Origin of the sequence: Flavobacterium panacis (genome assembly GCF_024649945.1) — a bacterium.
Lineage (GTDB): Bacteria > Bacteroidota > Bacteroidia > Flavobacteriales > Flavobacteriaceae > Flavobacterium > Flavobacterium panacis.
Map to the genome: position 1 here is coordinate 54,868 of NZ_JANKMS010000001.1, position 15,708 is coordinate 70,575.

Sequence of the window (15,708 nt, forward strand, 5' to 3'; positions counted from 1 at the left end):
TTTTTTACACTAAAGTAGTCAAAAAATCGTAGACTTTGGCTGTTGGAAGTCCCATAACATTGGTATAAGAGCCTTCAACTTTTGCAACTGCCATAAAACCAAACCATTCCTGAATGCCATAAGCACCAGCTTTATCGTAAGGTTTGTAGTTTTCGATGTAATATAAAATAGCTTCGTCTGATAAATCGTTGAAAGTTACTTTCGTAATATCATGCAATAGAGTAGAAGATTCTGTGGTTTTAAAGCAAACTGAGGTAATAACTTCGTGAGTAGTGTTAGACATTGATTTAATCATAGCAAAAGCTTCTTCAGCACTTTTTGGTTTTCCTAAAGCTTTGTTCTGATGCCAAACTATGGTGTCACTTGTAACGAGAATTTCGTTTTCTTTTAATTCTCCTTCAAATGCATTGGCTTTTAGTTCGGCAAGGAAATCAGTAATTTCTACGGCTTTTAATTCTGGCGGATAAATTTCTTCTACGTCTTTTAAACGAATTTCAAAATCTAGATCTAAATCCTTAAAAAACTGCTGTCTTCTTGGTGAACCAGAAGCGAGGATAATTTTATATTTTTTTAGTTTTTCTTTAAGCATTGTATTTGATATTTAAGGAGATAACCAGAATTGATAAAATTCCGAACAATAAAATTAATTTTAAAATCGTGCTCAAATGATGAAAATCTTTTTGTGATTTGGCATCGAATATCTTGACAATAAAATATAAAAGAGGTGCCAAAACAGTTGCAGAAGCATAAAAGACAGCTATGTAAAGCTTATTTTCCATGAAATAAGTATTGACATACAATGCTGATAATATAAACGGAATTACGGCAAATCCTAAAGCAATTTTAGCCGCTCTATTAATTCCAATTGCAATTGGTAAAGTATTCATTCCTTGATTATAATCACCATTTACATCTTCGATATCTTTAACTATTTCACGAATAAAATTAATCATAAAAGCAAATAAGGCATAGTCAACTAAAATAGAAAAAAGACTCGCCATTTGTGCTTTATTTTCGACAGTAGTTACAGGAAACAAATCAAAAACCCCGATAATTAAAACGCTTACAGCCAATAGTAGTGCTACAACGAAATTTCCTAAAATCATGATTTGTTTTAAGGAAGTAGCGTAAAAATAGAGGAGAGAAGCAATTAAAATAAAAACCGAAGCAAAACTTGGCTTTAAAATAATATTAGATAAAATAAAACCTATTCCGACTCCCGAAATATTCAAGGCGATATAAATATTGTAAGCTGCCGTTTCTGTTATTCCTTTACCAACAACAACATCTTGTGGTTTGTTTATACTGTCGGTTGCTACATCATTAATGTTATTAATAACATAACCTGCTGCTGCCAGTAAAACTGTACTTAAAACTAACAAGAGATATTGCCAATCAGACAAAGCCAAAGGAATGTTTTGCTGTTTTAGAAAAGCATAACGAAAAAGAAGCTGCATAAATGCAAGCATTAATAAATTCTTATATCGAATAAGTTTAAGATATTTCATTTTTAAAAGCTACAAAGGTTCAGAGGAACAAAGGTTTTTATCTAACTGAAAACTGTGACTGTGACCGCCACTGAGACTGAAAACTTAATCGTGTTGTCCGTTAAAATATTCCATCCATTTTCCTTGTACCTTCATCACTTGTTCGATAACATCTCTTGCAGCGCCACGACCACCTTTTACATGCGAAATGTAGCGGCAGATATTTTTAATTTCAGGAGTAGAATCCTGTGGGCATGTTGGAAGACCTACTAATTTCATTACATGAAAATCTGGAATATCATCTCCCATATATAACACATTTTCGTGTTTTATATTATGTTTTTCAGTGTATTCTTTAAATGTTTTTACTTTGTCAGGAGTTCCTAAATGAATGTCTTTAACGCCTAAATTATTAAGACGAATTCGAACCCCTTCATTACTTCCGCCAGAAATAATACAAACGTTGTAACCACTTTCAATTGCTGCTTTCAGAGCATAACCGTCACGAATATTCATTGTTCTTAACATTTCGCCTTCGTTGGTTACAAAAACAGAACTGTCTGTTAGTACGCCGTCTACATCAAAAACAAATGTTGTGATGTCATTCATTATTTCTTTATAACTTTTTGCCATTATCTTGTATAGATTGTGTTAAGATTTTATAGATGTTTTTTTTGTTTTGATCTTGTAAAAAAGCCAAATGTGCATCGGTTGTATTAGAATCGTGACGAATGGCAGGTCCTGTCTGTGAATCAACAGGATCAAGTGTATTTATTTTATCTGCAGTTTCCTGAATCAAAGGTTTTAAAATTGCAAATGGAAGTTGATTCTCTTCGCAAATTTCTTGACCTAAATGATATAAATGATTGGTGAAGTTACTCACAAAAACAGCAGCAACATGAAGTGCTTTTCGCTGTTCTGAACTAATAGAATAAACTGCTATAGAAATACTTTTAGCAACTGTTTCTAAAAGTTTGAAATCCGCTGTGTTTTCTGCTTCTAAACAAAAAGGAATTATTGAATAATCAATATTTTTATTCTTAGAAAATGTCTGAAGAGGATAAAAAACACCACGACGATTTTTCTCATTTAAAAGTTCGATTGAAGATGTTCCTGAAGTATGAACTACCAATTGATTATTAAACGGTAATTGTTCTGAAACTTCAGCAATGACATTGTCTGATACTGCAATGATATGCAAATCAGCGGATTGTAGTTCGGAGAAATCAGTTACAATCTTTTCAAAATCAATTAAATGATGTACAGACTCTTTTTTTCGAGAAAAAACCTGTTTTATTTCGACGGTTTTACTGTTGCTGAAAGCTTTTATTAAATGTTGCGCAACATTGCCGGAACCGATTATGTTTATTTGGATCATAAAAGCAAAATTAGTATTATTTTTTTAATGTTAAGTCAGTATAAAACTAATGATAACGGTTTTTTTAAACTTTTTACAGTTTGCTTTTTTTGTTTCATTTATAACACATTTTTGATAAAAATCATTGTTTATCAAATCACTATTTAATTTGTAAGTTTAAACTTTCTTAATTATCAATTCGTTTAAAAAATAGTCCTGATTTTTGGTTTTTATTAACAAAACGCTGAGTCTGCTAATCAACATTTTTGAGTACTTTTGTCGCACTTTTATACAATGTAATTCCTAAGAAATGGATAAAAAAATATTCTCTTTTTTGTTTTCTACACGATTAATGGCCGTTCTTTTTTTAACATTCGCAATTGCAATGGGTGTTGGAACTTTTATCGAAAGTAAATACAATACCGATACGGCCAGAATTTTAATTTACAATACTTGGTGGTTTGAAGCGATAATGCTTGTTTTTGTGATCAATTTCTTCGGAAATATCAAGCGTTACCAACTACTTAAAAAAGAAAAATGGGCGACTTTATTACTTCACCTTTCTTTTATCTTTATCATTACAGGAGCTTTTATTACGAGATATATTAGTTATGAGGGAATGATGCCAATTCGCGAAGGAGCGGCAGAAAATCAAATCTATTCAGACAAAACTTTTTTAACTGTTTTTGTTGACGGTGAATATAAAGGAGAAATGAAAAGAAGAGTTTTTGACAAGAGTCTTTTGCTTTCTCCAGCTACCAACAACGATTTTTCTCTTAGCGGAAAATTTGACCAAACTCCATTTGAAGTTTCATACTCTAATTATATCATGGGAGCGAAAGAAGTCGTTAAAGAAGATCCAAATGGAACTTTATACTTGAAATTAGTTGAAGCCGGTGCTGGTGGCCGTGAAGAACATTACCTTAAAGAAGGTGAAGTTCAGAACATTCATAATGTTTTATTTGCTTTGAATAAACCAACCGATGGCGCTATTAATATTAATACGACTGGAGAAAAATATACGATTCAAACTCCTTTTGAGGGAGAATTTATGAGAATGGCGGATCAAATGAAAGGTAAAGTCACAAAAGACAATGTACAGCCTTTAATGATGCGTTCTTTATACAGTATTGGTGATATTAGAATTGTATTCCCAGATCCTGCAATGAAAGGAAAAGTAGAATATGAATCAAATAATGATTATAAAGCTAAATCTCATACAGATGCTCTGGTTGTAAAAGTAAAAGCTGAAGGTCAGGAAAAAGAAGTAATGCTTTTTGGTTCTAAAGGACAGGTTGGAGAGGCTAAAACGGTTAAAATTGGAAATATAGAGTATTCATTATTCTTCGGAAGTAAAGCTTATATTTTGCCTTTCAAAGTAAAATTAAATGACTTTATTGCTGACAAATATCCAGGAACAGAAAAAAGCTATTCTGCATTTAAAAGTAAAGTAACTGTTCAGGATTCTACGGAAACTTTTGATGCTGATATTTTTATGAATCACGTTTTAGATTACAAAGGATATCGTTTTTTCCAATCTTCATTTGATCCAGACGAAAAAGGAACAGTACTTTCTGTAAATCACGATTTCTGGGGAACCAACATTACTTATTTAGGATATTTCCTTTTATACATCGGTTTAATGGCTATTATGTTTACTAAACATTCTCGTTTTGGAGATTTGAAAAAGAAATTAGAAGCGATTCAAAAGAAAAAAGAAAAACTAATTACAATATTGGTTTTATTGATTGGTTTGAATGGTTTTGCGCAACAAACACCTCATGTACATTCACATGATCACAATCATGATCATGAGCATACTGCAGATCCAAACGATCACGCTAATCACGTTACAGCTCCACCAAGCAAAAAACAATTAGATTCTTTATTAAATATTTATAAAGCACCAGAAGCACACGCAGCAAAATTTGGTCGTTTGATTATTCAGGATGCCGGGGGAAGAATGAAGCCAATTAATACGTTTTCATCTGAATTACTTCGTAAAGTAAGTCATGATGATAATTATAATGGAATGAATTCTGATCAGGTTTTCCTATCGATGACACAATATGCGCAGGTTTGGATTCAAGTTCCAATAATTTACATCAACACTAAAAATGATAGTATTCGTAAAATTATCGGAATTGATTCAAAAGATAAATTTGCACCATTTGTAAAATTCTTTGACGAACAAGGAAATTATAAGTTATCTCCTTATTTAGATGCAGCTTATAAAGCAGGAAATCCAAATAGTTTCGAAAAGGATTTTATTGAAACAGATAAAAAGGTTAACCTAATGGAATCAGCATTAAGTGGAAGTATTTTAAAAATATTCCCAGTTCCAAACGATCCTAATCATAAATGGGTTTCGTATTTAGAGCGTGAAGGTGCAGGTTTTAAAGGAATGGATTCTACTTATGTAAAACAAATTTTACCATTATACTTTAGCGCTTTAAATAATGGTTCTATCGCGAAAAACTTCGATACAGCTGATAATTTAGTAGAAAGTATTAATGGTTTCCAAAAGAAGTTTGGAGCTAAAGTAAGACCAAGCGAACAAAAAATTGATGCAGAAATTGCATACAATAAATATGATGTATTTAAGGTATTGCCTTATTGGTACATGACAGTCTCTATTTTTATGTTGATGTTTACCATAATCAATATCTTTTTTGAGAAAAAATGGCTTCGTTATGTTGTAAATGGATTCCATATTTTTGTAGGATTATTGTTTGTTGTTCACACAATAGGATTAATAGCTCGCTGGTATATTTCTGGTCACGCACCTTGGAGTAATGCTTATGAATCTATCGTTTATGTAGCATGGTCAACCATGTTCTTCGGATTGGCTTTTGATAGAAAATCAAAACTAACAGTTGCTTCGTCAGCATTCGTTACAGCAATGATTTTGATGGCGGCGTACCTAAACTGGATCGATCCAGAAATTGCGAATTTGCAACCTGTTTTAAATTCTTATTGGTTAATGATTCACGTAGCAGTAATTGTAGGAAGCTATGGTCCGACTGCTTTAGGAATGATTTTAGGTTTTGTTGCTTTATTATTGATTTTCTTTACGAATGATAAAAATAAAGCCAAAATGGATTTACATCTGAAAGAGGTAAGTTACATTAACGAAATGGCCGTAACAATAGGTCTAATCATGCTAACAATTGGCAACTTCCTTGGAGGACAATGGGCAAACGAAAGCTGGGGACGTTATTGGGGATGGGATCCAAAAGAAACTTGGGCTTTAATCTCTATTATGATTTATGCATTTGTAATTCATGCTCGTTTTGTTCCAGCTTTAAGAGGAAAATGGTTCTTTAATTTAATGACTATGTACGCTTTCGTTTCAATTTTATTTACGTATTATGGAGTAAACTTCCACTTAGTTGGATTACACTCATATGCAAGTGGAGAAGCACATTCTTTAAATTGGATATATTATTGTTTAGGAACAATTACTTTAATTGGAGCTGTAACTTATCCTAAGTACAATAAGTATTATAAAACTAAAAAAGTGAAAAAATAATAATTCAGGTAATTATTAATTCATATAAAAAAGGTTCGACACAAGTCGAACCTTTTTATTTTCATATTATCAATTTGAATAATTTCCTGTTAGAAGAAGTATCACTATTAAAATAATTGTAAAGCAAAACAAAAAGATGACGTGGCTTAGTAGTGATAACAATATTGCTTTTGTTCTAGACATTTTATTGAAGAACTGAACATTAGTCCAAAAAACTAAAAACAATCCAATTAAATAAGTTACAAGTGAAAATTTAGGCATGTATAACGTGCCATTTAAAGCGTACAATATTGGAAATGTCAAAATCTGAACAAATAAACGTTGAGAAGCTTTAAATGTATTTAAAACAAAATATTCGAAAAAATTATACCCTTGATTTTTGAAAACAATATAAGTACCAATAGTATATAACGGAATTGTAGCTACTGTGACCCAAGAGAAATGAGTAGCAATCCATTCATTTACATTTTCATAATTTAAACTTTCACTATCACTTTCTATAAAATAATTGATATGAAAATAGTGATACAAAACACCGTAAAGTGTTGCCAGAACTACAACTAAAGATAGTGGTTTAAAATGTCGGGCTCTTTTACCTTCAATAAATTCCCGAACAGAATGTCCAGGCCGAGTAAATAATTCTTTTAAAGAATATAAAATTCCTTTATCGAAATGTAGTAAACCGTGCTGAATATCATGCCATAAAAAATGAGCATTTATTTTGTGCGTCTCAGCAGATTGACCACAATTACTACAATAATGACCTTTAAAAACCTGATGACAATTTTTGCACATTACTTCCATAGACGCTCAATTATAAGTTGTTAGTTAGAAATTGTTTCAATTAAAAATAATAAAAAAAAACGCATATTAGATTAAATATGCGTTTTCAATTTTTATAAAAGAGTTTGCTTTAAACTTTTCCTAAAGTATAAAGTTGTTCCATTGTAGGTGTTGGACTTCCGCCAGCTGGTTCCAAAGTAATTCCGAAAGCTTCAGCAGAATCTGTTTGGCTCACAGCAAAGATTTTCTGTGTATTTCCTTCAAAATTATCCAGTAAACCAATACTTGTTGGTGTAAGAACTGGACTTAATTTTAAAGACCAAACTTGATATACCATTCCTTTTGGAGGCGTCGGTAGACCTGCAGCATCGATGTAAGTTGTTTTCGTCTGCTGATTCCAGTATACTTTTGCAAATGATCTTGGTGATACAGCTTGTCCTCCAAGCGTTACTCCAGTGTTTTTAATATCTCTTACAATATTTAAATTTTTCTCAGTTTCTTTATTCTGCTGATCTAAAAATGCATATTCTCTTTGAATTTTATTTTTTTCATTTCCAACAATAGAAATAGCTTCTTTTGTTTTTGTTAATTCTAAAGTTTGATACCCTAAACCTAACAATAATAATACAGCAGCTGCCCAGCCCACATATTGAGACCAGCTTGAAGTTGGTTTCATGTCGACTACTTTACCGTGTTTAAGTTCAAGACGAGCTTTAATCTTCTCAAAATTCTCTACCGAATGGAAAGGAGAGAAGCTTGATGATAAAGCAATAACAGCTTTTTCGATCGAAATAATTTCGCTATCGACTTCTGGGTTCTTTTTTGCCAGTTCAGCTATTTCTAGGTTTTCTTTTTCACTTAATAAGCCGTAAACGTACAACTCTAGAATTCCTGATTCTATATATTCTTGTGCTTCCATTATATTTTTAAATAATTACGTAAATCGTTAATACAGTTTCTGTTTTGTGTTTTGATAGTTCCCAGTGGCATTGCCAATTCTTCTGAAGCTTCTTGCTGGGTATATCCTTTAAAGAATAATAAATTGATGATCTCAATACATTTTGGTTTCAGTTTCTTTACGAACTCTTGAATTCCGATTGCATCAATTTTATTGGTCAATTTATTACTGTCATCTAACAGATTTACGAAATTATCTGAGGAAAGGTTTTTTTGACTGTTATTAAAATTTTTAGAACGAAGCTTATCAATCGATGTATTGCGAGCAATATTAAGGATCCAGGTATAAAAACGACCCTTACTTTCGTTATAAGAATCGATGTTTTTCCAGATTTTCACGAAGACGTCTTGGAGAACATCTTCTGCTTCTTCTCGATTTTTGATTAGAACATGAATGACAGAAAATAAACTTTTAGAATACATATCGTATAAGTGAGTAAAAGCTTTTTCATCTTTCTTATAAATTAAAACTAACAATTCTTCTTGACTCATAGATTGGGATTTTTAAGTTTGGAAATAAAATTTTAGACATTTAGTGGTAACTGTTATAAAGATAAATTATTTTTTTTGGATTTTTTTTATTTTTTTTTGTAGTCCTAAACCTAGGAAAATAAAGGGGTTTCAAAAAAAAGATGATTTTTTTTACTTTTTTTAAAACCAAAAACAATCCAATTACGTAAATGTTTTTATAAGAGAGTAAGAAAAAGACCATAATAAGCCAATTCCAAATTAAGAGCCAAATTTATAAGCCAGATAACCATTAGATTGAAAATATAAAGTCGTTCTTAAAAAACAATAATATGGATAGCAAGCATATAATAAAAATATTGATCGTCGGACTAACCACAGTGTTAGCGATGACAGTTTTTAACAAGAACGACTTTAGAAAAGAAGCTGTTATAAGTCAATTGAAAATGTAGTTGAGATTGACGAATTCATTATAAATAATAAACTTTTAAGATTATGGTATTTATAAAAATAGTCAGTTTACTAGTTTTTGTTGTAGCCTTCATAAAGCTTTATAAGCAGTAAAATTAGTAACGTTTTTTTAGTTTAAAACAAAATATAGTATAGTTGATGCACTCGGACTTCCAAATTGAAGACTTTTTATTATGTCTTTATGACGATGTTAAGATTCAGTAAATACAATACAAGCCATTTGAAAATATTTTGAAAGTACGTAAGACATTGGGGGAATAAAAAGATTCAACATAACCGAGTCATCAACTATAATTTGTACATATATTATTTTATAATAAAAGATTGCATAATAATTAATTCATGGTTTGATTTGTTTGTATGGGGGGAAGCCTAACGTCTGATTAACGTTAGGCTTCAATTTTTTATTTAACTTTTGATTGGCAAAATATAAACAGAGAAAATAGTTTTACTAAAACAGATTTTAGCTAATTTTATAAAAAATTATCAGATGAAAAATATAGCAATTTTAGTTTGCAGTGCATTATTTATGATCGCATCGCAAGTTCAGGCTCAAACGAGCCATAAACAAAAAAAAGAAATTATGGTAAAAGAAAATATTTATCAGTTTAAAGTAGAGGATTTATCTGGAGATACTTTTGACTTCGCGTCTTTGAAAGGCAAAAAAGTTATGATTGTAAATACTGCTTCAAAATGTGGTTTAACACCACAATACAAAGATCTAGAAGCTATTTACAAAGAATATAAGGATAAAGGTTTTGTAATTGTGGGATTCCCAGCAAACAATTTTGCTTCGCAAGAACCTGGAACAGCTAAAGAAATTGAAAGTTTTTGCCAGCAAAATTACGGTGTAACTTTTCCTATGATGAACAAAGTTTCGGTTAAAGGAAATGATATGTGTGAAGTTTATAAATTCCTAACTCAAAAATCTAAAAATGGTTTACAAGATTCTGAAGTAGAATGGAATTTTCAAAAATACCTAATCAATGAAAAAGGAGAATTGGTAAAAGTGATTAAACCAAGAACTTTACCAACAGATCCAGAAGTAATTAATTGGATTAAAAGTTAAAACATAAAAAAAAGCTCAAATTTGAATATTCGAATTTGAGTTTTTTTTTAGTTACAAAGGGACAAAGTTACAAAGAGACAGAGTTTATATACTTTGCGAACTTTGTGTAATTCTTAGCGTCTTTGCGGTTATACCAAAATCAACTGCATGAAAACCAAATCCAGCCATTGATCAAATTTGTAACCGACTTCACGAATGGTTCCTGTAGCTACAAATCCGAATTTTTCATGAAAAGCAATACTTCCGGCGTTATCTGCATCAATTGCGCCAATCATAACATGATAACCTTGTTCTTTTGCTAAACGAATTAATTCAGTTAAAAGTTTTGAACCAATTCCTTTACCAATAATATTATCAACCACATAAACAGAATGTTCTACAGTATATTGATAACCAATTTTTTCTCTGAATTGACCATAACTTCCAAAGCCAACGACTTCACCGTCTAAATCGGCAACTACGACTGGAAGATTTTTAGCTCTTTTATCTTCGAACCATTTTTGCTGTACTTCTAGAGTCTGAATTTCGTAGCTGTAGTTGGCTGTTGTATGTAAAATCGAATGATTTACGATTTCTAAAATCTTTTGCAAATCGTTTTCAGTTGCAGGTCTTAAAATGATACTCATTGGTAATTATTGTGATTATTTTTTGTTTAATTCAGCTAAAAGAATATCCGCTTCTTTAGCATCCCAGCCCATTTCTTTTGCAATAGCTTTGGCTTCTTTAGCGTACTCTAAAGCTTTCTTTTTGTCTTTTATTTTATTATAAAGTTTAGCCTCAAGTAGATTTCCATCATAAGAATCATTTAATTCTAAAGAATGGTTGACCCAGAAAATCGCTTTTTTCAAACTTTCGGTATCCGTAATATGTTTGAAATAGGTGTTTCCAATATCTTTTAGGAAACTGGCATCATTCCAAACTAATTTTTGAGTGTCTTCTAAAGTAACTTTTTTGTAAAAATCCCATTTCTCGGTTCTTTCGGCCAAAGTTAAATCATATTTAAAAACTAAAGAATCTGTTTTCTGTAAACGAATAGATTTTGCAATTTCTCTTTGTTTATAGTAATTGATGGTGTCCAAATTGTCAACCAAAGGGCGAAGTAATTCATTTACGATGTTTTCAATCTTTTTGTCGATTCTGCTTTGAGAAGCAACTGCAGCAAACTCCTTTTGATGCTGTAAAACATATTGAAATTCTCTTGATTTAATATCTGTAACGCCATTTGCAATAACACGCCAGTTTACTTCACTAATTAATTGTGAATCAGATTGTGTGTTTAAATACGTGTGTGTGGCTGGCGACAATTCAGTTCTTTCTTTTCCTTTTTTCAGTGTATTCAAATAAGTGAAATATTTATCTGAATTACTTGGATCGGCTAAGAATTCCTTTTCTAGATAAGGCAATTGCATTTTCGGATTCAAAGCATAACGAAGCTCATTTAGAAAATCAGGTTTTTTCAATTCTCCTTTTAAAGCATAAATCAACGTTTCGTTGTTGTCTATAAATAAAAAAGTAGGAAGTGATTTTGTTTTGAATTTATTCTTTAAAGCTATTCCTTCTTCTTTTTCAATGTCTTTATAAGTGCAGACAAAATTCTTATTCAAAAAATCGATAACTGTTTGATCGCTCAAAACTTCGCTTTTCATCAAATTACAATGCGGACACCAATCAGCATAAAGCATTACAAAAAGTGGTTTTCCTTCTTTTTTAGCAGTTTCCAACGCCGTTTTATACGGAATATCAACAGGAACAAATTTATTTTGAGAAATTACACTTTGAAAAGTAACAGTTAAAAAGAGCACAAATAAGAAACGCATATTAAGTCAGGCTTTTATTAATAATTCGATTTTACAAATATATTTCCTTTTTTGAGAAAGAGCCTTAATATATTCCTAATTATAACATAAATCAACTGCGAAGTTTGTAACTTTGTAATCAAGATGAAAGGAAATTGGAACAGAAAATTTTCTTCAAAATAGTAATACACGACCGTAATGATTTACCCCAAAATAGCGCTTGCACAAAGCATTATCGAAATTTTATCAGCCAAAGGCATCAAAAACATTATTATTTCTCCAGGATCTAGAAATGCGCCATTAACGATAGGATTTGCTCAAAATCCAAATTTTAAGTGTTACAGTATTGCAGACGAGCGTTGCGCTGCATTTTTTGCTTTAGGAATTGCACAGCAAACTAAACAGCCAACCGCAATTGTTTGTACTTCGGGATCAGCTTTATTGAATTATTATCCCGCTTTAGCAGAAGCATTTTATAGCCAGATTCCGCTAATTGTAATTTCTGCCGATCGTCCGCAAAGTAAAATAGACATAGGTGACGGACAAACGATTCGTCAAGAAAATGTTTTCTTAAATCATTCTGTTTTCAATGCTAATTTGACCGAAGAAGCTTCAGAAGAAAATGATTTAAAAATCAATTTAGCAATTGAAACGGCTATCGCCAAAAAAGGTCCAGTTCATATCAATGCACCTTTTGAAGAACCTTTGTATGAAACTACAGAAGAACTTTCTGTACAACCGATAATTACAACTTCAGAACTAGAAAATGCTCCAAAAACTATAGAAAACAGCGAAGAAATTGTTTCTGTTTGGAATAATGCTAAACGTAAATTAATCTTAGTTGGAGTTAACGAGTCAAATATAATTGATCAAGAAGTAATTGAAAATCTAGCTTCAGATCCGTCTGTTGTAGTTTTAACTGAAACAACTTCAAATCTTCATCATCCAACTTTTATCAATTCAATTGATACTTTAATTACACCGTTTGATGATATTGATTTTAAAGAATTTAATCCAGAAGTTTTAGTAACTTTTGGCGGAATGGTAGTTTCAAAAAGGATCAAAGGATTTTTGAGAAAATACAAACCAAAACAACATTGGCATATCGATACATTACGTGCATATGATACCTTTGGAGCATTGACAAAACATTTTGAAATGCATCCAAATGATTTCTTTACCGACTTGCTTTCAAAGACATCTTTTGTAAAAAGTAATTATTTTAAAAATATAGATACCGTTTACAAAACGAGATTAGAAAAGCGTGAAGAATATTTAAATAAAATTTCATTTTCAGACTTTAAAGTATTTGAAAAAGTAATCAAAACGCTTCCAAAAAATAGTCTATTGCAGATTAGTAATAGTTCTGCGATTCGTTACGCACAATTAGTTGATATTGATGAATCAATTGAAGTTTTCTGTAATAGAGGAACCAGTGGTATTGATGGAAGTACTTCTACTGCTATTGGTGCTTCAGTTGGTAATACAAAACAAACTGTTTTTATAACGGGAGACATTAGCTTTTTATACGATAGTAATGCACTTTGGAACTCTTATATTCCGAAAAACTTCAAAATTATTTTAGTTAATAATGGAGGAGGAGGAATTTTCAGAATTTTACCTGGACATGAAGAAAAGCCTGTTTTTAATACTTATTTTGAAACATCGCATAATCTAACTGCTGAGCATTTGGCTAAAATGTATGGAATGAATTATTTAACTGTAACTGACAATGAATCTTTAGAAATTGGAATCGAATCATTGTATAATTCAGATGATATTCCTGCAATTTTAGAAATTTTCACTCCAACAATAGAGAACGATATTATTTTAAAACAATATTTCAAATTTTTAAATTAATAAAAAGTAAGAAATATTTTGTTAAAATTATTGTTTTACATCTTGCTTTAGTATACATTTGGCTTACCAATTAATATTATAGTTATGAGTAAAAGAGAAGAATTAATTCAAAAGTACACTACTGATTTAAAAGAGAAATGTGGTATTACTGCAAATGTTGATTTGCTAACTAAAGTAACTATCGCTTGTGGTCCATCTATTTATAATGATGATGCATCAACAGTTGCCTCATCACAACAATCAGAGTTGGATACAGTTAAAAATAGTTTCTTAATTCAGAAACTTGGTTTGCCAGATAGTCCAGAGTTAATGGAAGGGATCTATGCTGTTATGGAAAAATATGGAAAATCAAATAGACATAAATATAGAGCAGTTGTCTATTATCTATTAACGATACATTTTAAAAAAGAAAGTGTATTTGAATAACTAATTTTAGTAAGGCTTGATTGAAAATCCTCTTATTGCACTTGAAGTGTTTGAGAGGATTTTTAGTTTAAATGCCTAATTTAAGTTTTGTTTAAATTTATTTCTTTCCACGCTTTCAAAGTTTGTACCTTTGCGCCACAGAACTTAGTTGTTTGATCAACTTAGAATAAAAAGAAAATGCTAGAAATAGGAAAATACAATACCCTTACTATATTACGTGATACCAAAGTTGGTTTGTTTTTAGGAGATCCTGAAAATGACCCAGACGGAATTCACGATGTTTTACTTCCTAACAAATATGTACCAAAAGTATTTGAGATTGGAGAAGAATTAATTGTTTTTGTTTACTTGGATCATGAACAGCGTCCAGTTGCAACAACATTGGTTCCTTATATTTTATTGAATGAATTTGCGCTTTTACGTGTAAATTACATTAATAATGTAGGTGCTTTTATGGACTGGGGAATGGAGAAAGACATTCTGGTTCCGTTTAAGGAGCAGGCGCGTCCAATGGAAAAAGGAAAACGTTACTTGGTTTATTTGTATATGGATAAACAAACGAATCGTTTGGTTGCTTCAAGCAAAACCAACCAATTCTTGAGCAATGATCAATTAACAGTTGAAAAAGGCGAAGAAGTTGATTTAATCGTTTCTCATATTACTGATATGGGAATTAATGTAATCATTAACGAACGTCATAAAGGTCTTTTATATAAAGATGAAGTGTACGATGACGCTATTAGAACTGGTGACAGAATGCGTGGTTTTATTAAAAATATTCGTCCCGACAACAAAATAGATGTTGCTATTCAAGCACAAGGTTTTGAAAGCATTGAACCTAATGCTGAAAAAATTCTTAGCGAATTAAGAGCCAGCAGAGGTTTTCTTCGTTTAAATGATAATTCACATCCGGAAGACATTAAGACAGTTTTAAAGATGAGTAAAAAATCATTCAAAAAAGCAATCGGTTCTTTATATAAAGAAAAACTAATCGAAATTAAGGACGACGGAATTTACCTTGTAAAAGATTAAAAGCTTTAAAATTCCAATTTTAGAAATTCCAAATTCCAAAATTCATTAGGATTGGAATTTAGAATTTATTATTTGGAATTTACTTCGCTTCAGCAAAGTTATTATAACACAAAAGGCTGCCTATTTAGGCAGCCTTTCGCTTTTTATTCTAGTTTTAAAAAAAATTGTAATTAAAAAAAAACAGAAATAAAATAATTCGAATCCATCTCAGAATAATAGCTTTACGAATTTTTGAAATCATTCCATTGACGGGTATGTCTTTTAAATAATCGATGTACCTATCTTAAAAGCAAAAAAAGAATTTCACGGCTAATCCATTGGTTTATAAATAACTTTTAGAAAGTGTGAATTAGTACTTTTTTCTTCTTTTCGTTATCATTCATATACTAATTATAGATACAATTCTAACATTTAACCTTAGGTGTTACTTTTTTCTTTTTGAAGTTTCGACAAACACATAAATCATTTGC

At 30.9% G+C, this 15,708-nt stretch carries 14 protein-coding genes; 5 read left to right on the top strand and 9 right to left on the bottom strand.

Annotated features, from left to right (window positions below; genetic code table 11):
• Window positions 1–4: 4 nt before the first annotated feature.
• The 4 genes from NQQ59_RS00260 to NQQ59_RS00275 form a co-directional block, all read right to left on the bottom strand.
• Window positions 5–589: a Maf-like protein gene (locus tag NQQ59_RS00260; protein WP_144212555.1), complete on the bottom strand. Its 585-nt coding sequence runs from the start codon at window positions 587–589 to the stop codon at window positions 5–7.
• Window positions 582–1,508, bottom strand: coding sequence for a geranylgeranylglycerol-phosphate geranylgeranyltransferase (locus tag NQQ59_RS00265; protein WP_144212557.1), 927 nt, complete (start codon window positions 1,506–1,508; stop codon window positions 582–584). Before NQQ59_RS00265 ends, NQQ59_RS00260 begins: the two co-directional genes overlap by 8 nt.
• 84 nt (window positions 1,509–1,592) lie before the next feature.
• Window positions 1,593–2,120 (bottom strand): KdsC family phosphatase, encoded by a 528-nt coding sequence (locus tag NQQ59_RS00270; protein ID WP_144212559.1) that lies wholly within the window; start codon window positions 2,118–2,120, stop codon window positions 1,593–1,595.
• On the bottom strand, window positions 2,104–2,865 hold the full coding sequence (locus NQQ59_RS00275) for a Rossmann-like and DUF2520 domain-containing protein (protein WP_144212561.1): 762 nt from the start codon (window positions 2,863–2,865) through the stop codon (window positions 2,104–2,106). Before NQQ59_RS00275 ends, NQQ59_RS00270 begins: the two co-directional genes overlap by 17 nt.
• A gap of 289 nt (window positions 2,866–3,154) precedes the next feature.
• On the opposite strand from NQQ59_RS00275, the gene ccsA reads away from it, so the two are divergent.
• Window positions 3,155–6,376, top strand: a complete 3,222-nt coding sequence (gene ccsA, locus NQQ59_RS00280; RefSeq protein WP_144212563.1) for a cytochrome c biogenesis protein CcsA — start codon at window positions 3,155–3,157, stop codon at window positions 6,374–6,376.
• A 69-nt stretch (window positions 6,377–6,445) separates the two neighbouring features.
• On the opposite strand, the gene NQQ59_RS00285 is transcribed toward ccsA, so the two are convergent.
• From NQQ59_RS00285 to NQQ59_RS00295, 3 genes are all read right to left on the bottom strand, one after another.
• Window positions 6,446–7,180 carry a DUF3667 domain-containing protein gene (locus tag NQQ59_RS00285; protein WP_144212565.1) on the bottom strand — a complete coding sequence of 245 codons (735 nt, stop codon included), beginning with the start codon at window positions 7,178–7,180 and terminating at the stop codon, window positions 6,446–6,448.
• Window positions 7,181–7,289: 109 nt separating this feature from the next.
• On the bottom strand, window positions 7,290–8,078 hold the full coding sequence (locus NQQ59_RS00290; RefSeq protein WP_144212567.1) for an anti-sigma factor: 789 nt from the start codon (window positions 8,076–8,078) through the stop codon (window positions 7,290–7,292).
• A complete protein-coding gene (locus NQQ59_RS00295) occupies window positions 8,078–8,608 on the bottom strand; it encodes an RNA polymerase sigma factor (RefSeq protein WP_144212569.1) in 531 nt (176 codons plus the stop codon). Before NQQ59_RS00295 ends, NQQ59_RS00290 begins: the two co-directional genes overlap by 1 nt.
• 937 nt (window positions 8,609–9,545) lie before the next feature.
• On the opposite strand from NQQ59_RS00295, the gene NQQ59_RS00300 reads away from it, so the two are divergent.
• Entirely contained in the window at window positions 9,546–10,124 is a 579-nt protein-coding gene (locus NQQ59_RS00300; RefSeq protein ID WP_144212571.1) for a glutathione peroxidase, read from the top strand.
• A gap of 128 nt (window positions 10,125–10,252) precedes the next feature.
• On the opposite strand, the gene NQQ59_RS00305 is transcribed toward NQQ59_RS00300, so the two are convergent.
• Entirely contained in the window at window positions 10,253–10,750 is a 498-nt protein-coding gene (locus tag NQQ59_RS00305) for a GNAT family N-acetyltransferase (protein WP_144212573.1), read from the bottom strand.
• 15 nt (window positions 10,751–10,765) lie between these two features.
• Window positions 10,766–11,941, bottom strand: a complete 1,176-nt coding sequence (locus tag NQQ59_RS00310; RefSeq protein WP_144212575.1) for a thioredoxin family protein — start codon at window positions 11,939–11,941, stop codon at window positions 10,766–10,768.
• A gap of 177 nt (window positions 11,942–12,118) precedes the next feature.
• Between NQQ59_RS00310 and menD the strand changes: the two genes are divergently transcribed.
• From menD to NQQ59_RS00325, 3 genes are all read left to right on the top strand, one after another.
• Window positions 12,119–13,780 (top strand): 2-succinyl-5-enolpyruvyl-6-hydroxy-3-cyclohexene-1-carboxylic-acid synthase, encoded by a 1,662-nt coding sequence (menD, locus tag NQQ59_RS00315; protein ID WP_144212577.1) that lies wholly within the window; start codon window positions 12,119–12,121, stop codon window positions 13,778–13,780.
• 84 nt (window positions 13,781–13,864) lie between these two features.
• Window positions 13,865–14,206 (top strand): DUF2853 family protein, encoded by a 342-nt coding sequence (locus NQQ59_RS00320; RefSeq protein WP_144212579.1) that lies wholly within the window; start codon window positions 13,865–13,867, stop codon window positions 14,204–14,206.
• A 177-nt stretch (window positions 14,207–14,383) separates the two neighbouring features.
• Window positions 14,384–15,238, top strand: coding sequence for a CvfB family protein (locus tag NQQ59_RS00325; protein ID WP_144212581.1), 855 nt, complete (start codon window positions 14,384–14,386; stop codon window positions 15,236–15,238).
• Window positions 15,239–15,708 lie beyond the last annotated feature (470 nt).

Bases quoted from the DNA above. Each gene is read 5' to 3' on its own strand.
- NQQ59_RS00260 (WP_144212555.1), bottom strand. From the start codon at position 589: ATGCTTAAAGAAAAACTAAAAAAATATAAAATTATCCTCGCTTCTGGT.
- NQQ59_RS00265 (WP_144212557.1), bottom strand. From the start codon at position 1,508: ATGAAATATCTTAAACTTATTCGATATAAGAATTTATTAATGCTTGCA.
- NQQ59_RS00270 (WP_144212559.1), bottom strand. From the start codon at position 2,120: ATGGCAAAAAGTTATAAAGAAATAATGAATGACATCACAACATTTGTT.
- NQQ59_RS00275 (WP_144212561.1), bottom strand. From the start codon at position 2,865: ATGATCCAAATAAACATAATCGGTTCCGGCAATGTTGCGCAACATTTA.
- ccsA (WP_144212563.1), top strand. From the start codon at position 3,155: ATGGATAAAAAAATATTCTCTTTTTTGTTTTCTACACGATTAATGGCC.
- NQQ59_RS00285 (WP_144212565.1), bottom strand. From the start codon at position 7,180: ATGGAAGTAATGTGCAAAAATTGTCATCAGGTTTTTAAAGGTCATTAT.
- NQQ59_RS00290 (WP_144212567.1), bottom strand. From the start codon at position 8,078: ATGGAAGCACAAGAATATATAGAATCAGGAATTCTAGAGTTGTACGTT.
- NQQ59_RS00295 (WP_144212569.1), bottom strand. From the start codon at position 8,608: ATGAGTCAAGAAGAATTGTTAGTTTTAATTTATAAGAAAGATGAAAAA.
- NQQ59_RS00300 (WP_144212571.1), top strand. From the start codon at position 9,546: ATGAAAAATATAGCAATTTTAGTTTGCAGTGCATTATTTATGATCGCA.
- NQQ59_RS00305 (WP_144212573.1), bottom strand. From the start codon at position 10,750: ATGAGTATCATTTTAAGACCTGCAACTGAAAACGATTTGCAAAAGATT.
- NQQ59_RS00310 (WP_144212575.1), bottom strand. From the start codon at position 11,941: ATGCGTTTCTTATTTGTGCTCTTTTTAACTGTTACTTTTCAAAGTGTA.
- menD (WP_144212577.1), top strand. From the start codon at position 12,119: ATGATTTACCCCAAAATAGCGCTTGCACAAAGCATTATCGAAATTTTA.
- NQQ59_RS00320 (WP_144212579.1), top strand. From the start codon at position 13,865: ATGAGTAAAAGAGAAGAATTAATTCAAAAGTACACTACTGATTTAAAA.
- NQQ59_RS00325 (WP_144212581.1), top strand. From the start codon at position 14,384: ATGCTAGAAATAGGAAAATACAATACCCTTACTATATTACGTGATACC.